This is a genomic window from Desulfitobacterium sp. PCE1 (assembly GCF_000384015.1).
GTDB lineage: Bacteria > Bacillota > Desulfitobacteriia > Desulfitobacteriales > Desulfitobacteriaceae > Desulfitobacterium > Desulfitobacterium dehalogenans.
The window spans coordinates 3,791,725-3,813,146 of sequence record NZ_KB913023.1; the positions used below are offsets into that span (position 1 = coordinate 3,791,725).

13 protein-coding genes are annotated in these 21,422 nt (G+C 42.8%); 1 reads left to right on the top strand and 12 read right to left on the bottom strand.

The annotated features are described in order from the left end of the window. Nucleotides 1-35: 35 nt before the first annotated feature. The 9 genes from DESPCE1_RS0118890 to DESPCE1_RS0118930 form a co-directional block, all read right to left on the bottom strand. Nucleotides 36-1,007, bottom strand: a complete 972-nt coding sequence (locus DESPCE1_RS0118890; RefSeq protein ID WP_019851346.1) for a GDP-mannose 4,6-dehydratase — start codon at nt 1,005-1,007, stop codon at nt 36-38. Between the two features lie 60 nt (nt 1,008-1,067). Further along, the gene (gene gmd / locus DESPCE1_RS0118895; protein ID WP_019851347.1) at nt 1,068-2,078 is read right to left on the bottom strand and encodes a GDP-mannose 4,6-dehydratase; all 1,011 of its coding nucleotides are present in this window, start codon (nt 2,076-2,078) and stop codon (nt 1,068-1,070) included. Beyond that, nucleotides 2,079-3,476 (bottom strand): mannose-1-phosphate guanylyltransferase/mannose-6-phosphate isomerase, encoded by a 1,398-nt coding sequence (locus DESPCE1_RS0118900; RefSeq protein ID WP_019851348.1) that lies wholly within the window; start codon nt 3,474-3,476, stop codon nt 2,079-2,081. A gap of 80 nt (nt 3,477-3,556) precedes the next feature. Continuing rightward, nucleotides 3,557-4,663 carry a glycosyltransferase gene (locus tag DESPCE1_RS0118905; RefSeq protein WP_019851349.1) on the bottom strand — a complete coding sequence of 369 codons (1,107 nt, stop codon included), beginning with the start codon at nt 4,661-4,663 and terminating at the stop codon, nt 3,557-3,559. 31 nt (nt 4,664-4,694) lie between these two features. Then, nucleotides 4,695-5,852 carry a glycosyltransferase family 1 protein gene (locus tag DESPCE1_RS0118910; protein ID WP_019851350.1) on the bottom strand — a complete coding sequence of 386 codons (1,158 nt, stop codon included), beginning with the start codon at nt 5,850-5,852 and terminating at the stop codon, nt 4,695-4,697. 34 nt (nt 5,853-5,886) lie between these two features. Beyond that, nucleotides 5,887-7,278, bottom strand: a complete 1,392-nt coding sequence (locus tag DESPCE1_RS0118915) for an undecaprenyl-phosphate glucose phosphotransferase (protein WP_019851351.1) — start codon at nt 7,276-7,278, stop codon at nt 5,887-5,889. Between the two features lie 201 nt (nt 7,279-7,479). Then, entirely contained in the window at nt 7,480-8,655 is a 1,176-nt protein-coding gene (locus tag DESPCE1_RS0118920; protein WP_019851352.1) for a TolC family protein, read from the bottom strand. Between the two features lie 37 nt (nt 8,656-8,692). Beyond that, entirely contained in the window at nt 8,693-9,802 is a 1,110-nt protein-coding gene (locus DESPCE1_RS0118925; protein ID WP_019851353.1) for a TolC family protein, read from the bottom strand. A gap of 38 nt (nt 9,803-9,840) precedes the next feature. Next, complete coding sequence (locus DESPCE1_RS0118930; RefSeq protein WP_019851354.1) at nt 9,841-11,724, bottom strand: cell wall-binding repeat-containing protein; 1,884 nt, start codon at nt 11,722-11,724, stop codon at nt 9,841-9,843. Nucleotides 11,725-12,113: 389 nt separating this feature from the next. On the opposite strand from DESPCE1_RS0118930, the gene DESPCE1_RS0118935 reads away from it, so the two are divergent. Then, nucleotides 12,114-13,826 (top strand): cell wall-binding repeat-containing protein, encoded by a 1,713-nt coding sequence (locus DESPCE1_RS0118935; protein ID WP_019851355.1) that lies wholly within the window; start codon nt 12,114-12,116, stop codon nt 13,824-13,826. 80 nt (nt 13,827-13,906) lie between these two features. Here DESPCE1_RS0118935 and DESPCE1_RS0118940 read toward each other — a convergent pair whose 3' ends face one another. The 3 genes from DESPCE1_RS0118940 to DESPCE1_RS0118950 form a co-directional block, all read right to left on the bottom strand. Beyond that, nucleotides 13,907-16,003, bottom strand: coding sequence for a cell wall-binding repeat-containing protein (locus DESPCE1_RS0118940; RefSeq protein ID WP_019851356.1), 2,097 nt, complete (start codon nt 16,001-16,003; stop codon nt 13,907-13,909). A 35-nt stretch (nt 16,004-16,038) separates the two neighbouring features. After that, entirely contained in the window at nt 16,039-17,850 is a 1,812-nt protein-coding gene (locus tag DESPCE1_RS0118945; RefSeq protein ID WP_019851357.1) for an O-antigen ligase, read from the bottom strand. A gap of 126 nt (nt 17,851-17,976) precedes the next feature. Then, nucleotides 17,977-21,279, bottom strand: a complete 3,303-nt coding sequence (locus tag DESPCE1_RS0118950) for a cell wall-binding repeat-containing protein (protein ID WP_019851358.1) — start codon at nt 21,277-21,279, stop codon at nt 17,977-17,979. Nucleotides 21,280-21,422 lie beyond the last annotated feature (143 nt).

Genomic DNA, 21,422 nt, shown 5'->3' on the forward strand with positions numbered 1-21,422 from the left:
CTCTGAGAATGTTAAACAACCCTTCCTATTTAGAACTAACCTATCTCCTGCCGCCAATACTCCAACACTTCTCGCAAAGTATCCTCAATTTTATGTTTAGGGAACCAGCCCGTCAGCTCCTGGAGTTTCCTATTATCACAAGAAATAACAGGAACATCCGAGGGGCGCATCCGAGCAGGATCTTGCTGAATTTTAACACTCACCTGTGAGCAGGAAAGTAGATAATCCAAAAGATATTGAACTCTATATACTCTTCCAGAACCCACATTATAGATTTCCCCGGCTTTACCCTTTTCTATCAGACTACAGTACGCCTCCACGATATCCCGTACATCTGTAAAATCCCTTTCCGCTTCCAGATTGCCCACCAGCAATACCGGCTCCCTCTGCCCTTTTTCGATCTCCGCGATCCGTTTGGTAAAATCAGATACCACAAAAATCGGACTTTGCTGCGGGCCAATATGATTGAAGGCCCGTACGACAACGATCTGCAAATCATAAGCCCTTGCATACACTTGTCCCAGCAGGGTTTGAGCAATTTTGCTTACAGCATAAGGATTTCCGGGGACTATAGCTTGTTCTTCCTTGATCGGCATATCCCTCTGTTCCACGAATCCGTATTCTTCGCTGGAACCTATCAAAAGAATTCTGGGTTCATATTCCTGATTATCTCCAATAGCCTTTTCATCTCTGAGCTTTCTTACCGATTCCAAAAGATTAATTGTCCCATTAATATTAACATCCATGGTCATTTGCGGGTTTTTCCATGAAACAGCGGCAGAACTCTGGGCTGCGAGGTGAAAGATGTAATCCGGACGACATTGGTTTAATACGGTTTCGACCGCAGAGGCTTCTATGATATCAAGTTTCCTGTATTTTATATCATAGCTTTTATGACTGAGTTCCTCATTCAGATCTGTCCCCCATACTTCAATACCATCACGCAAAAGGCGCTCGGCCAAATACCCACCGACAAAACCATTTATTCCGGTTATCAGTGCTTTCACATTTTCACCCCGCTTACTAAGCTTACCTGATTCACTCTCTACAGCAACTTCTCTATTTCCTTAATCCTTCAATAGCTTTACATCTTCCGCTACCATTCTCTCCACCAACTCTTTAAAGGATACTTCTCTTTTCCATTTCAGCTTCTTCATCGCCTTTGACGGATCGCCAAGGAGGATTTCCACTTCTGCCGGACGGAAGAACGTGGGATTTACTTTCACGATCACATTGCCTGTCTTTACATCTATACCTTGCTCGTCAATGCCTTCCCCTACCCATTTCAGCTCTTTACCCACCTGACCGAAAGCCAGTTCCACGAACTCTCTGACCGTATGGGTCTCCCCAGAAGCGATCACATAATCGTCCGGCCCATCCTGTTGGAGCATCAGCCACATCGCTTTTACATAATCCTGGGCGTGGCCCCAATCCCTCTTCGCATTCATATTGCCAAGTTCTAAGCATTGCTGTTGACCGGCTGCAATTTTGGCAACAGCATCAGTAATTTTCCTGGTAACGAACTCTAGTCCCCGCCGTTCTGACTCATGGTTAAACAAAATCCCGGAACAAGCATACATATTATAACTCTCTCGATAATTCTTGGTGATCCAGTGCCCATAAAGCTTCGCCACACCATAAGGACTCCTTGGATAGAAAGGCGTTGTTTCTTTCTGAGGCATTTCTTGGACCAAACCAAACATTTCAGAGGTAGACGCCTGATAGAAACGGCAGCTCGGCTTTACCGTACGAATTGCTTCCAGTATATTGGTCACACCAAGCGCATCAATTTCAGCCGTAGCAACCGGCTGCTCCCAGCTTGTGCCCACAAAGGATTGAGCCGCCAGGTTATATACTTCATCCGCCTGAGAAATCTTCATGGCATTAATGAGAGATACTAAGTCAGTCATATCCGCATAAATAAAGGTAATCCTGTCTTTTAGGTGCTCGACATTACCATAGTCGACAACACTCTTTCTCCGCATAACACCATAGACATTATATCCTTTTTCCAGCAGCAGCTCGGCCAGATAGGACCCATCCTGACCGGTTATTCCTGTAATAAGTGCGTTCTTCATCTATGCTTCTCCTTTACTCCCATTTTCATTTCTTTTGTAATCATCATCTACTCTGACGATATCATCTTCGCCTAAGTATTCACCCACCTGTACCTCGATGAGGACAAGATCTATTTTTCCTGGATTCTCAAGGCGATGCAATTTCCCCATGGGAATATAGGTAGATTCATTAGTCCTGACAATCCTTTCCTCATCTTCGATCGTTATCTTGGCGGTACCTGAGACCACGATCCAATGTTCATTGCGGTGGTAATGCTTCTGGAGGGATAATCTCTTCCCGGGCTTGACGACAATTCGTTTCATCTTGAAGCGTTCCATATCCTCAAGAACAGTGTAACTTCCCCATGGTCGGAAAGCGTTCTGATGAACATTCACCAACTCAGACAACTGGTTTTCCAAAATCCCGACTGCTTCCTTGACCTTTTGGGAATCACCCTTCTTACTGATCAAAAGAGCATCGTTGGTATCTACAATAACCAGATCCTCAATATCGATGGTAACCACAGTTTTATCTCTGACAAACAGCAAGTTGCCCTTGGATTCAATATTGATATGGTTCGGCGTGGTTACCGCATTATTATCGTTATCTTTAGGAAGCTTTTCATAGAGGGATTCAAAGCTCCCCAAGTCCGACCACCCCATTGAAGCTGCCACAACTTTGATTTTGCTGCTTTTCTCCATAATAGCGTAATCAATACTGTCAGCCGGAATCTTTTGCATATCCTCCAGCGGTATTTTTTTATATTCTTCGCCATAAGCTTTAAGCAAAGCTTTCTGGCTTTCTGCATAGATTTCCGGAGCATACTTCTGCAATTCTTCAACGATAACTCCCGCCTTGAAGAGGAACATGCCGCTATTCCAAAAAAAGTTGCCTTGCTCGATATATTCAATGGCCTTAGCTTTATCTGGTTTTTCCTTGAAGGAAACAACATCATACCCTCTGCTTTCGATGTATCCAAAGCCCGTCTCCGGATAATCCGGGATGATGCCAAAAGTAACAATAAAGTTATCTCTGGCCAGCATTCTCGCCTCTGCTATAGCCTGATCATAGCCCCGAAGATCGGAAATCACATGATCGGCGGGAGTAACAAAAACCAATTCTTCCGGGTCAAGATCCAAACAAGCTAAAGCAATCGCCGGTGCTGTATTCCTACCTACAGGTTCCAAGATAAACTGATAATCGGCAACATTCAATTCTCTTAACTGGTCTAAACACAAAAAGTACTGCTCTTCATTGGAGACGACAATCGTCTCCTGGCAATACTTGCGATTTCTATGTACTGTTTCTTGAAAAAGTGTTTTGTGCCCAATGAGTTTATTGAATTGTTTCGGATACATTTTGCGCGAAACAGGCCATAGTCGAGTCCCGCTTCCACCGCAAAGGATTACATTAACCATCTCTTCCTCCTGTCTATGCTCTCACTCAGGTTATTCTTTAAAATTATACCGTTTTCATTTTATTTTTTCAAATTTGCTTATTATTCCATATTATAACAGTCTAGCACCTCAAGAAATTTCTCTTTGAAATTTTCAATTGAAAATTTTTCCGCATTCTTGCGTAAAAGGTCAGGAGAATGCATTTTATTTTGACCGCTGAGTTGTTCGAATCGTTCAATAGCGGATACCATTCCACCCACAGTCTGTTCCTCGAATAATATCCCCGTTTCTTCGTCCCTTAAAATATCCAGCGCACCGCCACGCCCATAAGCTATAACCGGACACCCGGATGCCAATGCCTCCACCATGGTTAAGCCAAAATCTTCTTCTCCAGGAAATAAAAAGGCCTTGGCTTTAGCCAAATAATCAACGACCTGCTCTTCACTTTGCCAGTCAAGGAAATTAATCCAGTTTTCTTTTCCTTCACAAAGAGCTTTGAGACGCTTCTCTTCCTCACCTATCCCGATCACCAAAAGTTTCCTCTTCAAGCGAATACATGCCTCAATAGCTATATCAACCCGCTTATAGCCTACAAGCCTCGATACAACCAGATAATAATCCTCTCGGTCATCCATATACCGAAACCTGGCAACATTTACAGGGGGTGCTATGACTTTCGAATCAGCGCTATAATGCTTCTTAATGCGCTTTGCCACCGATTGAGAGATCGAAATGAACCGATCCACTCTTTGTGCATTGGTCTGATCCCAAATTCTTATTTCATGCAGCTGCCAGATGGCAAACCACCGTTTAAGTCCCTTCAATGGTGCAATATAATCATGGTACATATCCCAAGCATAGCGCATTGGCGTATAGCAATAGCAAACATGCAGGGCATCTGCTCGTGTAAGAACTCCCTTGGCACAGGCATGTGAACTGCTGATCACCAGGTCATATTCACTTAAATCAAACTGTTCAAAGGCATAGGGCATAAAGGGCAGCAATCGCTGGTGCTTGCGCAAAGGCTTTGGCAGCCTTTGGAGGAAAGATGTCCTGATATCGGCATTTCTTAAGGGTAAGTCTATTTTCTCCGGTTCAAATAACGTTGTATAGATCGGAGCTTCCGGAAAGATCTCATGAAAGACACTTATAACCCTTTCCGAGCCGCCCATATTAGTCAGCCATTCGTGAACAATCGCCACTTTCATTACACTACCGCCTAAATACTAGATTCTCAGCTCATCCGCTCATTAGCTCTTCAAAAAGTCCAAGATGTTTCCGAGCAGAAGCTTCCCAAGTAAACCCCTGACTTCTTTTTAAACCTCTTTGAATAAAATCGTTTCGCATATCTTCTCTAGTGGCCAATAATTCAATCTTCTGTTGTATATCTATTTCATCATTAGGATCGATGTACACAGCAGCCTCTCCACATATCTCCGGAATTGAAGTAGCATTTGAAGTAATTACAGGGGTTCCGCAGGCCATTGCCTCAAGAGGAGGAATTCCAAAACCCTCGTACAACGAAGGATAGATAAAAACTGTTGCCAGATTATAAACATACGCCAATTCCTGGTCATTAAGATAGCCTAAATATCTTACTTTGCCGCTTAAGGAATGAATCATTTGCATGATTTCATCATTTTGCCATCCTTTAAACCCTACTAAAATCATCTCCAATGCCTTCTGATTCGATTCAACATACCTTTTATACGCCTGCAATAGCCTTAATAAGTTTTTCCGTGGCTCAATACTGCCAACAAAGAGTAAATAACGATCAGGAAGATAATAAAGCTGTTTAAAGTCTTTAAGCTCATCCTGAGGATAAAGCCTAAAGGTCTGATGGTCTATACCATGATAAATAACAGCTATTTTATCTGAATCACAAACCGCATATTTCATTATCTCCTCTTTGATAAAGTAAGATCCTGTAATAATCTTATCTGATCGCTTAATGCCCTCGAAGATTCTATCAGTCATATATTTTTGCCGCTCCAGAGGATGCCAGTCAGGATGAACCAAAAAAGATAAATCATGAATAGTAGTCACAACTTTTTTTGCTCGCACTGAGCCAGGAATAATGTTAGGCTGCCAGTAAAGAGCGTAATTCACAGATGAAAACCGATGACAAAAATCAATCAGCGTCTTAACTGCTGATTTTATCAATGAAGACTTCGTTAACAGGTTTTTCAACCTTTGTATCTTACGGTGTTTGTTGTCTGGTGTCTCCTTATTATCTACATCTATCAGCTGTTCTCTTATATATCCGTAATTATAATACCACTGGATTTTTTCTGAAGCTAGATTCTGCATACGGATACAATTTTCGAACGTATATTTACCTATACCCGTTTTAGGAGACAATAGATGAACTGCATCGACAAGTACTTTTTTCATCATCAAATATACTCCAAAAGCCTAATTATTTTTTCGTTCAATAAGCATTCCTATTCACAAACCCCTTAAAAACCGTCATCACCAAGATCTTCAAATCAAACATAAACGTCCAATTCTCAATATAGTAGATATCACACTCAATCCTCTTGCGAATCGAAGTATCCCCCCGCCAGCCGTTGACCTGGGCCCAGCCTGTTATCCCCGGCCTCACATGGTGCTTGACCATATAGCGGGGAATCTTCTCCTTGAATTGCTCTACAAAAAAAGGACGCTCCGGTCTGGGGCCTACTAAACTCATATCCCCTTTAAGGACGTTCCAAAGCTGGGGCAGTTCGTCAAAGCTGGTTTTGCGCAATACATTGCCGAGCCTTGTTTTGCGGTAGTCTTCTTTTGTCGTCCATTCCTGGTCCGATTCCTCAGCAGACTGGACCTTCATCGTCCGGAATTTATACATCCTGAAATTCTTCTTATTCAGCCCTACCCTCTCCTGAGAGAAAATAACCGGACCGGGAGAATCAAGTTTAATACTGATGACTATGATGAGGAATAAAGGTACACACAGAACTAATCCTACGAAGGATACTGCAATATCAAAGGTTCTCTTCCCAAAGGCCTTTAAAAAATTATCCAAAGGCACATGGCGTATATTGATAAGCGGAATACCCTCCACTTCATCCATCTGAGGCTTGGCCGGGATGAAGCGGGCATAATCCGGAACGATCTGGGTGCGGACACCGCTTTTTTCACAAATTTTGATGATTTTCCTGAAGGCATCATACTCCCTGGTACTGATAGTGACGAAGATTTCATCGATCTTGCTTTCTTCTATGATGTTCTCCAGATCGCTGATTCCTCCGATTACCGTGACTTCAGCTAGATTTTTACCCACTGTAGTATTTTCATCAACAATCCCGATGATCTCATAACCAAGATAGAGATTTTCTTTGAGGGCCATAATCAGCCTTTTAGCCAATCTGCCTGTACCGATAATGAGAACATGTTTTTTGTTATATCCTTTTTCGCGGATATTATTGAGTATGGCTCTAAGCGTTATTCGCTCAGCTATAGTTAGGATACTTGTAAGAACTACAAAATAGATAAGAACCTGTCGGGAGTAGTCTATCTCCTTCATAATATAAAGGAGTGTGAAGAGAATCATGGTACTCAGAAGGTTAGCTTGTATAATCTTCCCAACTTCAAACGATAAGCTCTTCCGTCGCCTTGGTTCATATAGACCTAAAAAATAATAGAGGAAAAAATGCAAAGGAACCAGGAGTATCAATGTAGGGACATAACTTTCAAACTCTAAATGAGTTCCTTCATAATTTGCAAATCTAAGCCCATAAGCCAGGATTAATGCAACAACTACGATTCCCAAATCAAGAATGACTTGAATCTTATTCAGTGTCTTTTGGTTTTCCCTGATCATCTTTTTCTCTCCGCCAATTGTCCTTAGTACCTTTATTTTTTCCTATACTTCTTTCCTATTCGACAATTACACAGGAAATCCTTTTCCTTTCTTTTTTGATTAATAATGATTCTTTAAATCTCAATACTCATGCAACAGCCCTGAGGCAAGTTTAAGCTTACCTCAGGGCTGTATGTTCTGGATAACCTTCCCAAAAACCGCTTAGTTTTCCAAACTATTTTCGAAGCTGGCCGCTGCCGACATGTAGGAAATCTTATGCTGCAATAAAGTGTACTGGTCATTCAACAATTTATTCTGAAGCTCAATCATTTCAATGCTGCTGGATACTCCTGCATCAATCTTCTTTTGCAATACCTTGATATTGATTATATCCGCTTCCACCGCCAGTTCGGCGGCTTTAATGCTGTTTTCAAGGGACCTCAGGCCATTATAAGCTTTCCTTAGCTCGACCTCCTTCGTCACCGGGAGGGCCTCCAGGGTTGCCTTTTTATCCTCTACGCTGATTTGCAGCTGATCTGCCGAACCATTTGAGTAGTAGTAAGCGATATCATACTCAATTTCAGTCAACTCTACATCCTGCTCGTATCTCTTGAGATCATAATCATTCTCGATGGCTTTAGCTATTCGTTCGTTAATCTGAGAATCATCAAATTTCTTATACGCAATCAAATCGGATTTCAATACCACCTCACGAGCGATATCAATTCCCAGATCCTTTTTTAAAGCGATCATAGAACTGGTGATACTATTTTGAGATGCTTTCAAAGCTGCTTCCAAGCCGCTTCTCTGGGCATTTAAAGCATAAATCTGAGATTCAATGCCCATTCCCAGATTAATTTGAAGTTTAAGCTGCTCTATGTATTTATCTACATTATCTATTTGAAGCTTTAAGTTCTTGACTTGCTCCTGAAGAGCCAAAATATTCTGGTACTGATTCGCAACCTGGACTTTCACATCCTTTAACTGCTTCTCACGATCATATTTAGCATTTTCCAAAGTCCATAGCGCTTTTTTGTGATTAAGTTTCCTGACTTTAGCCGAATCTTCATCAACTTCAGCATAATTAGCATTGTGCCGCGCCAAAGCTTGCTCATATTGCTTCTCATAGATAGCTATCTTATTATCCGTCAGTTTCAGAGAGCTGTTCCCTGTCTCAATTAAGTTTAAAGCTTCCTCAAGGGTGAGGGAGAGAGTCGCGCCTTTGTCAGCTGCTGACGGACTATCTGCAATGGCTTCCTCATTTTCTGCAGTTTTAGTAGTTGATGCTGAGGCGGGATTGTTGCCCGTTGATTGGTTCTCATCAGCAAATATATTGCTCGTAGTAAAAGCTACCGAGGTAATCAAGACAAGAGCCACTAATTTGATATATTTTTTCACATTGGCACCTCCAAGATCGTTTAATTACGGTCATTCATTATTGTAATATGGTTGGCATATAACCGGCGTTACAGGCCATACCCATTGTCGTCTGCACTAACCATGTGTCCAGTTCTGCATCCTTTAGATTAATGTCCGCTTGAGCTTTAGCTATTTTGGCGTTGTTAAGATCATTTAAGCTAATCAGTGAATTTTCATAGGAAGTTTGTGCCGCTGTATAATTCTCTTCTGCCTGCTGGGCAAGATAGTTCATGGCTTCCAGCTTTTTCATAGCACTTTCCACGCCTGTATATAGCTCACTAATATTTTGCTGCACATCTATTCGCGTTAAAGCCAGCTCGTTTTCTAAGTTCTCAATCTCGTACTCTTGCTGCTGTACATCAAGTTCTGTAGGCATTCCCGCCCTGTCATAACGAAATTGCTCTTTCTTCAGATCAAGCGTATTTTGTTTATTGATAATCTCAACTCGATTCGCCAATGCTAAATCAGTGTACTCTGCAAGGGTTTTAATTTGAGAAGACGGGGTAATATTATTATCCTGTAAAACAGCATATTTCTTGGAGATATCCTCCCCCATCATATTGTTTATCGCCATTATGGCGGACTCTCTACTGTTCTGAGCACTAAGATAGTTATAGCGTGCCTGTTCGTAAGCTATCTCGGCCAACCTCAGCTCATACTGAGTGATTAACCCTTGCTCCCGCTGGATCCGGGCTTTCTTATAGTCCTCGTAAAGCGAATTCATAAGATCAGCCTGAGTATTGAGGGCATAGTCCGCTTTAAGGAGGCTAATGTATTCTCCGTAAGCTGAGATACGAACAAAGTTTGATACTACAGCTTGTCCGTTGGTAACTTGGGTCATCATGTTCTCCATCGCCTTTGGAGTTAAAACAACTACCTTTACCAGTTCATAAGAATTAAAAAACACCAGACCCTGCTTAGCTTGATTTACCGCGGTCCCAAGATTCTCATAAGTCTTCTTGACAAATTTAACCTGTCGGTTATTGGAGTGAATAAACTGGGAATTTTCAACTGATTTAATCGCTACTTTTTCGATATCCAGCTTGTTTTCATTCGCTTGCACCGCACTTGTCGTGCTTACTAACATTGTACCAATTAACAGTATGGATACTACTGCTTTCTTCAATAATCTCCCTCCTAGCCAGTGGAAAGTTCCAATTCATTTTATAACGTAAAATCCTTCTCATTCAGCTGATGATAGAATGTTCTAGTCGGGCTGAAGTCTACTGTTTCATTCCCCTTAATATATAGTGCTTTAAGTCGCGTCAGATTCTTAATCGGCGATAAATCTTTTATCCTATTATAGTTAATCTTTAAGTAAGTCAGTTGTGTTAAATTCTGCAGAGAACTAATCTGTTCCAGTTTATTGAACTCCAAGTTCAGTGACTTCAGGTTTTTCAGGTTCTGCAAAGGCGACAGCTTCCCTCCCTCAAGAAAATTACTGCTCAGGTCTAAGGAAGTCAAATTGGTGAATGTCTCTAAACCTGTTAAGTCGTCAATTCCCTGTCCTTTGGCCTCCAAATGGGTAAGCTTTAATACATCGCTTAAATAGACAGGCTGAGGGGTATCCCGTTTGCCTACCGCAACTCTCACTGTCCACTCAAGATGGGAATTCTTAAAATCAACTGCTTTATCTTCTGAAACTTTCAGGTTAAAACTGGTCTTAAGGTCTGTACCTTCCACTTCTCCTTGGAAATTATAACTTCCTACCTTATTCAAATTGCTTACAGTAGGGTTTGAGCTCCATTTCACCGGCATTTCTTTGGTGCTCTTGTCACTAAACGTAACCGTCACCCTTTCCGGCAGAGTGTAATTGTTGCCCAATATAATTTCAGCGGTCAAAGAATCGGCAGCTGTCGGCGCTGATTCAACTGTCAAAGCCAATTCCACTGACCCGGTAAAGCCAGCGACTTTCCCACTGTAGTAATAAGTCCCCGCTTCTTTGGTCGATACATTGTCCAGGTTCCAGTCCACCGGCACCTGAACCCAGTTCCCTTTATCCGTTTTCGCCTCAACGGTCCGGGGAGGCTCATAATTCTGGTTCTCCTGAACTGTCACGGATAAGCTCCTGACTTCTGTAATCATAGGCGTCAAGCTCGTTAATTGAGATGCCGCGCTTGCAGAGATGACCCCTTCTCCCCCCAAGACTTTAATCTCGCTAACAGCATTCATCGAAAGGTAGCGTTCTACAGAAAGGGGAATGTTACTTCCCTGGATTAAAATCACCGGATTTTTTTCCTTTTGGGCATAAGCTCCTGCAGACAATGCATCAGGATAAGCCTGCCCAGTAGCGACAAAAATCGTGGACTGGTTTAAGCTGTCCCCGAAACTTTGCAGCAGAGCAATATTGCGGGTATACGGATCAGCCCCTTCAATATTTTCCGCAGATGAAAACCGTCCGCGAATTTTATCAGGGATTTCACTTTTGCTCCCGACAATGATCGTCCTTACTTCTTTTGCTCTGGTAAAATAGGATTGCTGGCTCGTGGTAAGATCATCCTTAGGTACGGTGATAATGGGCATTCCTTCCGCAGCAGCTATCGGAGCTACCGATAAAGCATCTGCAAAGCTATGTCCTGAAGTGATAAAGATTCCTTTGCTCATCCCCACTGATCGGGCTACGGCCATAGATGTATCGTAGCGATCTTTGCCTGCGATGCGAGTCACCGATATTTTGTTGGTAGACAACTGACTTTCAACGCTGGCCGGGATAACCCCTGTTCCCCCTACGATATAAGCCTTCTTGGCTTTAAGGCGCTTAACCTCACTTAATGTTTCCGGACTCATGCCTTTCGAACTGACTAAAAGTATCGGGGCATTGTGTTTTCCAGCTAAAGGGGCTGCACTCAAGGCATCCGGGTAATTCTCTCCGGTGGTTAAGATCACCGTATCTGCTCCCGTGGGCCAGCCGTCTTTACTGACTTCGATTGCAGTCAGGTAGCGATCAGCGCCAGACAAACGTGTCGCTATCGTTTCCGCATCCGCACTTGGCGAAAAATTTAACAATAGCATTATAGCAGCAACTGCTATAATCAAAAATCTTTTCATGATTTTACCATTCCTTTACTTATATACTCTTATTAAAAAGATCACAAATTATGTACATTACCTATTTATCATACTTAAATTCCAGTTCATTTGCAACATACATATCTTGTCACAGAAGCCAGTGGCAGACTGCCTTGGTTAACCGCATAAATGTGTCGGTTTTTGAAGGATTTAACTATTTAACGTAGAACTTACATTATATCGTGATATCGTCGTTTTATAAGGGCTGCGGTGATATATTGACATGGTAAAATCCAGGGGAATCGAGGGGGGATTTTAAACGCAAAGGGTAAGTTAATTATATTGTATAGAAACGATCCTGGCATCGCAATTATCTTCAAAATGAGAGATATGGAGATATTTCTGACCCAAATACAAGGAGGATTTTCATGAAAAAAAAATATTCAATGTCTTTACTCTGCCTGGTGCTGATTTTCTCACTTCTGTCCGTAAGTATTCCCGTATCGGCGAATACAGGTACAACTTCAGTTAGTCTGGATAAAAGCACAATCGTGCTTACCGTAGGCCAAACAGATACTTTGACCGCGACGGTTCTTCCTTCAGATGCACCTAACAAAAACATAACCTGGATATCTTCCAATCCCAATGTCGTTAAAGTGTTCAATGGTGTGCTCATGGGGCTCAGTGAAGGAACCGCTTATATCAACGCTATAAATCCCTCGGCAAACAGCAATTATGCCTCATGTTTCGTTATTGTCAAGAAGCCTGATTCGGATATGAAAATCAACAAGACATCTTCCACATTGACCGTCGGCTCTACAGAGACCTTAACTGTCACTATTTCACCCAGCCAGGCGGTTCATTGGACATCCTCAAACACCGAAATTGTTCAGGTATTTAATGGTGTATTGATGGCTCAAAAGGTTGGGACGGCGTTGATTACTGCCACAGCAGCCGATGGTTCCAACAGCGTAACCTGTATGATCACAGTCACTGACGCTCCGGCTTCCATCTCATTAAATAAAACCACCGCTACACTGGCTGTTAAAGAATCTCAAACCTTGATCGCAACTGCATCTCCCCCACTTCCCTATAATGCCTATATAATATGGCAATCTTCCAATCCCGGTATTGTATCCGTATCGGGAGGGGTCATAACCGGAGTAACTCTGGGAAGTGCTGTGATTACAGCGATTGCCTCCGATGGTTCATCCAGTGCCATATGTAATGTCACCGTAACCGAAACCGGTATTAATGCCACCAGGCTGGGTGGAGCAAACCGCTACGAGACTTCAGTTCAAATCTCCAAAGAAGGTTGGCCAACGGGTTCGACCTATGCAGTGCTTGCGACAGGGAATAATTATCCGGATGCCTTAAGCGCTGCCCCCTTAGCTCAGAAATACAATGCCCCCATTTTACTTACAGATAAAACACTTCCTCAGGTCACCTTAAATGAAATCACCCGTTTAAAACCCGCACAAATCTTTATCTGCGGCGGTACCGGCGCCATATCCAAAGCTATCGAAAACCAGCTCAACACGATGGGAATTATTACGAAAAGGCTTGAAGGCAAGGATCGCTATGAAACCTCTGTCTCCATAGCTAAGGAATTAGGTACTACATCAGGTGAATTGGTCCTTGTTAATGGGTATGAATGGTCAGATGCCTTATCTGTTTCACCTATCGCTGCAAAAAAAGGCATCCCCATTTTATTGACGGATAAAAGTGTTTTTCCTGATTCAATAAAAACCTTTGTAAACTCAAATAGTTTTTATAAAACTTATATCTTAGGCGGGACGGATCTGATAAGTAATCAGGTAAAGAATCAGCTTCCTGGTTCAGAACGCATTGAAGGCAACAATATATACGAACGAAATATCAATATCCTTAAGGCATTTGAAAGTGATCTTGATTTATCGACGATATGCATAGCTACAGGTGCTGCTTTTCCCGATGCTCTCTCCGGTTCAGCCCTTGCCGCAAACCTTTCCACCGCCATCGTTCTGGTGGATAATAGTAATCTAAAATCCGTAACCACTCAATACTCCGCTAAATCTCTTAAACAAACTGACGATGTATATGTCTTTGGACTTCAGGGTGTTGTCAGTGAGGATGTAGTAAAGAAGTTATTTGGTAAGTAACCTAAAAAAGCTCTTAATCGACGAATGCCCCGATTTCCTTAAGAAGGAGAATCGGGGCAATTCTGTTACTATACATCTATTTACTTGGTCTTCACTGACACCGCACCTGACTGAGCTCCTGTGGAAGTATTGCTGCCAGCCCGGATCTTATAATAATACGTAGTTTGCGATGTGCATTTTGAATCTGTGAAATATGGAGTGTTTACCGTTCCAACAATATTATAATCTTCCATGCCGGTCGTGGCCCGGTAAATTGTATAGTAGGTTGCATGGGGTACTTTTTCCCATGTCAATGATACCTCCGTAGCGCTTTGTGGTACTGCCTTGATATTTGAAGGAACTCCTAAGTCACTGGTAATTATCAAGTTTGCATTAACTGCATTTGAAAAGCTTCCCATTCCCAAGCTACTTCCCGCTTGGACCTTGTAATAATATATGGTTCCTGAGTTTACTGTGGCATCAATATGAAATGGGGTCATTACCGTTGCAATTAAATCATATGTCCCAAAGCCGGCGGTAGAACGATAAACATTGTAAAATGTCGCCTTATCTACACTGTCCCAATTCAGATAAATTTGCCCGGCACCGAAACCTGAAGCCTTCACATTTGAAGGCGCTGCCAATAGGCTGCTGTCCACTACGGCCTGAGCTTGTACAATGCTGGAATATTGGCTCGAATAAGTCGTATTCACCGCCTGTATCTTATAATAATAAGTTGTTCCCAGGTTTAATCCGTTGTCCACGTGATAAGGTGTAGAAACAATAGCAATACTGGTATAGGGGCCATCAACTGAAGTTGCTCTATTGACATTATAATAAAGGGCACCACTTACCGTATCCCAGGATAGGTTTACTTGATTATCGCTCACGACATTAGCCTTAACATTACCCGGTGCATTCAAGCCACGATCGGCGCCAAGGGTGGTAGCTGCTACAGGATTCGAATAACTTCCCTCTTTCCCATTCTGAATAGCTTGAACCTTATAGTAGTGAGTACTTCCCGCTTTCAGGTAGTTATCCGTATAATATGGCACAGTAACGATCGCTACTCTTTCATATATTCCATCATAAGCCGATGATTTATAGACATAGTATGCGGTTGCATTAGGTACTTGGTTCCAGGTCAGATTAATATGATTCGTACTTTGCGGAACAGCTGCAAAATTATCAATCGAAGAACCTTGGTTATTTCCGGTCTCTTCTTTCGTATTAATTCCATTAAGAAGGCTCTCGGATATGGCAGCTGGTCCTCCAAGGGCTATAACTTTATTGATTTGATTAGAGTAGTTATCCAAAAAATCCTGAGTTGCCCGCTCTAATGGATTACCCACTAATACTAACGGGGAGCTGCTCCGGGAAGCGAATACAGCTCCTGCCAAAGCATCGGGGTACACTGTCCCTGTGGCTAGATAGCAAGTCTCTAAATTCAAGGTATCAGCAAAAGCTTCGATAATATTAGTATTCAGCTCATACCAATTGGATCCTGTGAAGCGCTTTGGGTTTACCAGTTCATCATATACTTTGTTACTGATACTCTTGGTATCGCCTAAAACATAAGTCTCCTTGACATATTGATTAAGCAAACCCTTTGCGTCATGAGTGATATCATCTTTAGGCGTGAGGATAATCGGCATTGCTTCTTTAGCAGCAATGGAAGCGATGGAAAGCACATCCTGGTAGTTTAACCCTGAGGCAACAACCGCCTTAGAGAAGTCCCCCATTTCCTTCGCTACTTTTATTGACGTCTCATAACGGTCTTTTCCTGCCAGCCGAGAAACGTCGATTCCCAGTGTTCTAATAGCAGCGGCTACCTTTTCACTTATTACCCCGGTCCCTCCGATAAGGATCACCTTCGTAACGTTTAAATCCAGCAGCCGTTCCTTAGTTTCCTCCGGCAAATTGTTTTTAGATGTCAGTAAAATGGGGGCATTGTATTTAGCGGCCAAAGGAGAAGCACATAAAGCGTCAGGAAAATTCTCACCGCTTGCTAAAACGGCATAATCCGATGTCGTCCAGCCTTTCTTGGCAATCTCGGCAGCCGTCGCATAGCGGTTACTCCCGAAAATTCGCTCATGGGACATTCCCGCTGAAGTGCCGGCAGCCAAAACACTTAAGGGAACTGCCAGCAGTAAAACGATTAAACATAGAACGATCATTATGGAATAGCTCTTTCGCATGGAATCCTCCTCTCAGGACTTAGAAAAAAGTCCTATCACGCCACAGCTTTTTTCTCACGGGATATCATATGGTTTATACTGACACCTAATCCCAAGAGGCACCAAAAGACCGGAGCTACCGATACCACACTGTCATTAAATACTCCTGCACCCAAATACCCGACAATCCCTGCAAATACACCCACACCCACCTGAGCGAGAGAGGTATCAAAGGAATTAAATAGATAAAGCCTGAAGCTTCGGTAAATATAATATCCGACTAAGAATAAGAAGGCCAACAAGGAAACCACACCGGTATTGATCGCGATTTGCAAGTAAAGATTATGAGGCTTATCGACAATCTCCCACATATTTCCGTAGGCGTACATCTTGCCTGTGATATCGTGTTGTGGAAAGGCTATAGCAAAAGTATCAGGGCCTGTGCCGAGAATTAATGTATCCTTCAGCAAAGGAAGGGAACGGGACCAAATATAACCACGAGAAGAGCCCAGCCTCTCATGACCTTCAAATCCCCAAGCCTCTACAGGCTCCATGCTGACTTCATTCCCTTTATTGTCAATTAAAGCAACCTTATCAGGCTCTAAGGCAAACATCAGGAAGATGTCGCCTTTGATAAGTTGCATGGAGAGTTGGTCATTAAAGTTGCCAAAGGTTAAATTATAATCTTGGTAGGCATCGTCGAGAAATTGTATTTTATTGTTTTCAAAGAATGCTTCAATCCGGTCGTTATTTTCATCGAAAAAGCTAAGGGCTCCATTTTTAAAATCAAAGCTGAGGGTTTCAGTTGCAGTGATAACTGAGCAGTGTGTGCCGTCGATGGTTACCTCCTTCAGAGGTATACTTTCTGCCCCCGGTTCTACCCTCTCCTCTACTCCCAGCAAGACTTTAGCGTCTGTAATGAGGGATGATATCCGGGATTCAATAAAGCCTCCCGACAGCTGGTTAAGTCCCAGAAAAATCCCCAGGAGCAAAACTAAGCTAAGGGCAGCAGTCTTCTTGTATTTTAAGATAATCTTATTAAGACAAATGAGAAGTACAACTAAAGCCAAGGCAACACCCACGATTCCTGAGCGGGCATTAGAACCAATCACCATGATTCCCAATAAGCCTGTCATTCCAGCCATGGCGACTTTAAAGGGCTTGTCCCCAGAGAGGATGAATAAGGCGAGACAAAGGGGAAAGACCAATGCTCCATAGCTGCCTACATAATTATAGTGGAACAAGGTAGCGTAAATAGTATATTTATCAAAGGAAAATTCCAGCTCGTCAGCAATACTCATATATTCACCGGGGAGAATAAGGCTTTTACCCAGCCCGGTCTTAAAGATATCCAAGCCGACAAACTGCAGCAGTCCAATGACTGAGAGTAATAAAGCCCCTACCAGCAGTGAATTTACCAGGTATTTAACGTGGTTTTCTCGGGTAACAAGGGCAGTAGTCGCAAAGAAAAGGACTGTATAGGCAATGAGTACATAGAGCCCTTCATAGCGATCAGGAAAGCCGGTCAAGGAGACAGCAAGATACTCAGAGGTCAAGGTAGAGCCTATAATTAATAAAACATAGACCCCAAGAGCTATATAATAAGGCTTAAAATCCTGATTCAGCAAATTTTGTTTACTTTGAAAAACCCTGATCAATAGTATAGCCATGGAGAAGGATGCAGCAATAAGCAACCCTATCCCTTTATAGTATGAGAAGAAATCATAATTCTCCATAGTGCCAACCCAGTAATCATAGCTCGCTCCCTCTAAGGGCATGACTTTCAAATATACGATTAAGGGTAACAGGGCAACTACAAACATGAGGGGTAAAAAATGATGCCACTTAGCTTCTTTGTTCTTTCCCATTAATTATGACTCCTCCTCAGACTACCATTTGTGAGACATAGCAGACTCGACCGCAGAGACGGTCGAGTCTGTCTAGTTTTTCAATGAGATTTACATTTGTGATTCAGTTAATAAATCTTTTGGTTTTTACTTGATTTCCAGGGTAATAGTTTTGCTGATACCGCCTGCTACAGCAGTAAGTGAAATACTTCCTGTTGCATTAGCTGGAATAGTCAGTACATTACCAAGGATTGTAGCCTTAACAGTAGTACTACCAACTTTTAAGTCTTGGTTACCTAGGTAGACTCCAATGTTCCCGGCTTTTGTACCATATTGGTCTTCACCGTAGAAGTGGAATGCAGCGCTACCATTCTTAGCACCATTAGAATCGTACTTGCTGACGTTTAGTGTTTGCCCACTTGCAGACTTCGCTATGGTTACACGATCGTTCTTAGAATCATCAGCTTCATATCCGATTGATTTCACGACAGGTTTTTCTGTAGAGGATTCTACCTTAGCAGTCAAGGGGTAGACATTGCCATCTGTGCCATTGACAACTACTGTAACTGTTGAAGAAGCAGATGTTTTGTTGTCTGACAGTTTGATCGCGGCAACTGTGGTTACAGTGCTATTAGCCTTCACATTTGCTTTAAAGTCGCTGCCGACAGTTGCATTCTGAACAGTCTTTATTGTACCATCAACGGTACTTGCTAAGATTACTTTGCTGCCATTGCTGAGAGTTCCAAATACTTTAAGATCAGCAACGTACTCTGCATTTTGTGGTGTTAGTGTTTTTAATACACCATTACTGTCTGTTTCCCCAACTGCATAGAGGGTTTTCAGCTCTCCTAAGGTGTAGCCGGTAATTCTGTCATTATCTACAACATTGAAGCTGTAGCTTTTGGAGTCGATAACTTTCCTTTCAGTACCATTCATATAGTACAATTCAAATTTTACACTTTTACTTCCTACGGCAGCAGTAGCAGTAGCAGTAAGTTTCGCCTTTTTCACACCATCACCAAGTGTAGTTAATGGGTTATCATTAACGTCTGTCACATTTAGGTCACCTGTAACGTCCATTTTGTATAGCTTTTGAGCATTTAAGTCATAGTTACGACCGTATTGATCCTTGAGCACCAAGGCTTTACCTAATTCAACGTCTTGGCTGGCACCTTTTTGCATTGCTTGGGTCAATTTGCTGCTATCAAGGCTCAGTGAGTAAGGTTTAGCTTCTTCTTGGACGGTGATATTGATGCGGCTGTTTTTAGCAGTCTTTTGAACGGTGGCCATGACATAGATACTACGGGACTTTTCAGTAGGTCCAAGTTTCGGAGCATAAACAGCCAGAGAGGCACTGCCATCGCCGTTTCTCAGCCATTCATAATCTTTACCATTGGGGCCCCTATTATCACCACCGCTTACGCTAATATTAATAGCGTCATTGTTGACGATATCGGTATAAGATGTAATCTGTTTTCCTTCTTGATCATAGACTGCAAAGGGCACTATGAATCTTTCTTCGGAAGATACAGTCTCAGCAGGTGCATAGAGGGTAACGCTGTCAGGACGCTTACCGCGAGTCAAGGTTGTATTAAAGGTTGCATTTTGACCATTTTTCAGGATGACAGTAATAGTGACAGGTACATCCATATTCAGATAGTCTACTTGTTGTTCCAGTTCTACTTCAATGACAGCCTTTTTGCTATCCTTGGGATCTTGCTTAATTTCTCCTTTGACATACCCTCCACCATTGACATTGAGGACTCCGGCTTTGATCAGTTCATAATTAGTAGTGGGTTTGCCGCTGGCATCAAAGGCTTCATACTCGATATACCATTTTCCACCTAATCTATTGTCGATACTGAAGGCATCATCAGTGAGACTATAGAGTTTTTTCAGGTTCATTTTGCTGATGGTTCCGGTAGCTTGAGAAACGCTTAAGGTCGCATTAACATTGACATAGCTGCTTTGGTCATAGCCGCTGATTACGCAAGTAGGATAGCTAAGCAACGGAAGGCCGCTAGCACCTTGCTTAATAACGATTAAACCATCTCTTGTTTTGGCTGTATCCAGCTCTCCAATACCTACATTCCAGGTAATGTTGTTAGCCATGGGAAGGTTGGTAATGTCAATGCCATATTGGTCAAGAACTTTGTAAACGGCATATCCGTTGCCCCGACCCGCATCAGCGTTAGTACCATCGTTATAACCAGTAATATCAATAGAGAGTACATCGGAAGTAACTTCAATTTTAGCAACTTTTTGCTGCTCGATCTTTAATTCGAAAGAGCCTAATTCTTTGGTACCCTCTTTAACTGCTACAGTGTAGTCTCCTTGGGGGAAGTTAGCACTGTAGACCAAGTTGGCTTCAGTTTTAGCTTCATTCCAGTTCACAGTGGTGGTCATAGCTGTTCCGACATTTTTCACTTCAAAGGTAACTTTTTCAGTGTCAGCAGGAGCTTTGGTGAATTTTACTTTGAAAGCGTTAGCAGCAGCTGCCTTTACACTCTCAACTTTGAACTCTCCAGTAGAAGGAGCTGGATTCTTCACAGCATCCATGACTGCGTTGCTAACAGCAGCAGTTCCGCCCAGTGCAACCAGAACGCTGTCATCGTCCAGGTTGGAAGCGATGTCAGCTTTTACAGTTTTTCCGTCAGTTAAAGCAATCGGGGAATCGGTTTGTGCAGCAAGCACGGAACCTACAAGGGCGTCAGCCAAAGTCAGGCCGTTACCAACATAGACAGTACCGAAATCGAAGTCGAGTTCAGCGATAACTTGTTTGTTGGTGTCATAACGGTCAGCACCTGCTAAGCGTTTTGCACCGGCAATGTCTTTAACACGAGTGGTTCCGCCAACGATATAGTCAGCTTTAACACCAGCGTCTACAGCACCGCTTTGGTTAGCAACAACGATAGCATAGTTGTTAGCAGCAGCGTAGGAAGCAACGGACATAGCGTCAGCAACGCCGTCATAACCTACAACGAAGGTTCCTGCAGGAGCAGTCAACTTAGCGTTGATAGCTTTAGCAGTAGCGATGCGGTCAGCACCTTTAACTTCGTCAACTGTGAAGCCGGCAGCTTTCAGTTCGTCAACGACAGCTTTGCTGGCAGCAGCACCAACTACAACAACTTTCTTAACACCGAGAGCTTTCATGGATTTGACGACATCGTCATTCATGTCAGCTTTGTCGGTCAGGTAGATCGGAGCATCTTCTTGAGCTGCCAGGGGAGCTGCAGCAAGAGCGTCCACGAGGTTATTGGGGTTACCAGCTGCAACAACTGCAGTGGTAGCATCGGAATAAGCTTTTTCCGCGATTTTGATCGAGGTTTGGTATCTGTCAGAACCAGCAAGACGAACAAAATCGTCAGCAGCGAATACGCTGGCTGGAGCCATTGACAGTACCATACCGGCGATAGCTAAGGAGGCTAAAGCCTTTTTTGTCTTCTTCATGTAGTGAATTTCTCCTCTCATTCTTGTGGTAACGTTTTTCTTGTCTTCCGGAGTCGCGGCGGTCATGTACATTTTTTAATCTAAGAAGCTATGTGCCAGACTCCTCACCTTTGCTGATCAGTGGTCGTCACTCACCCCCTTAA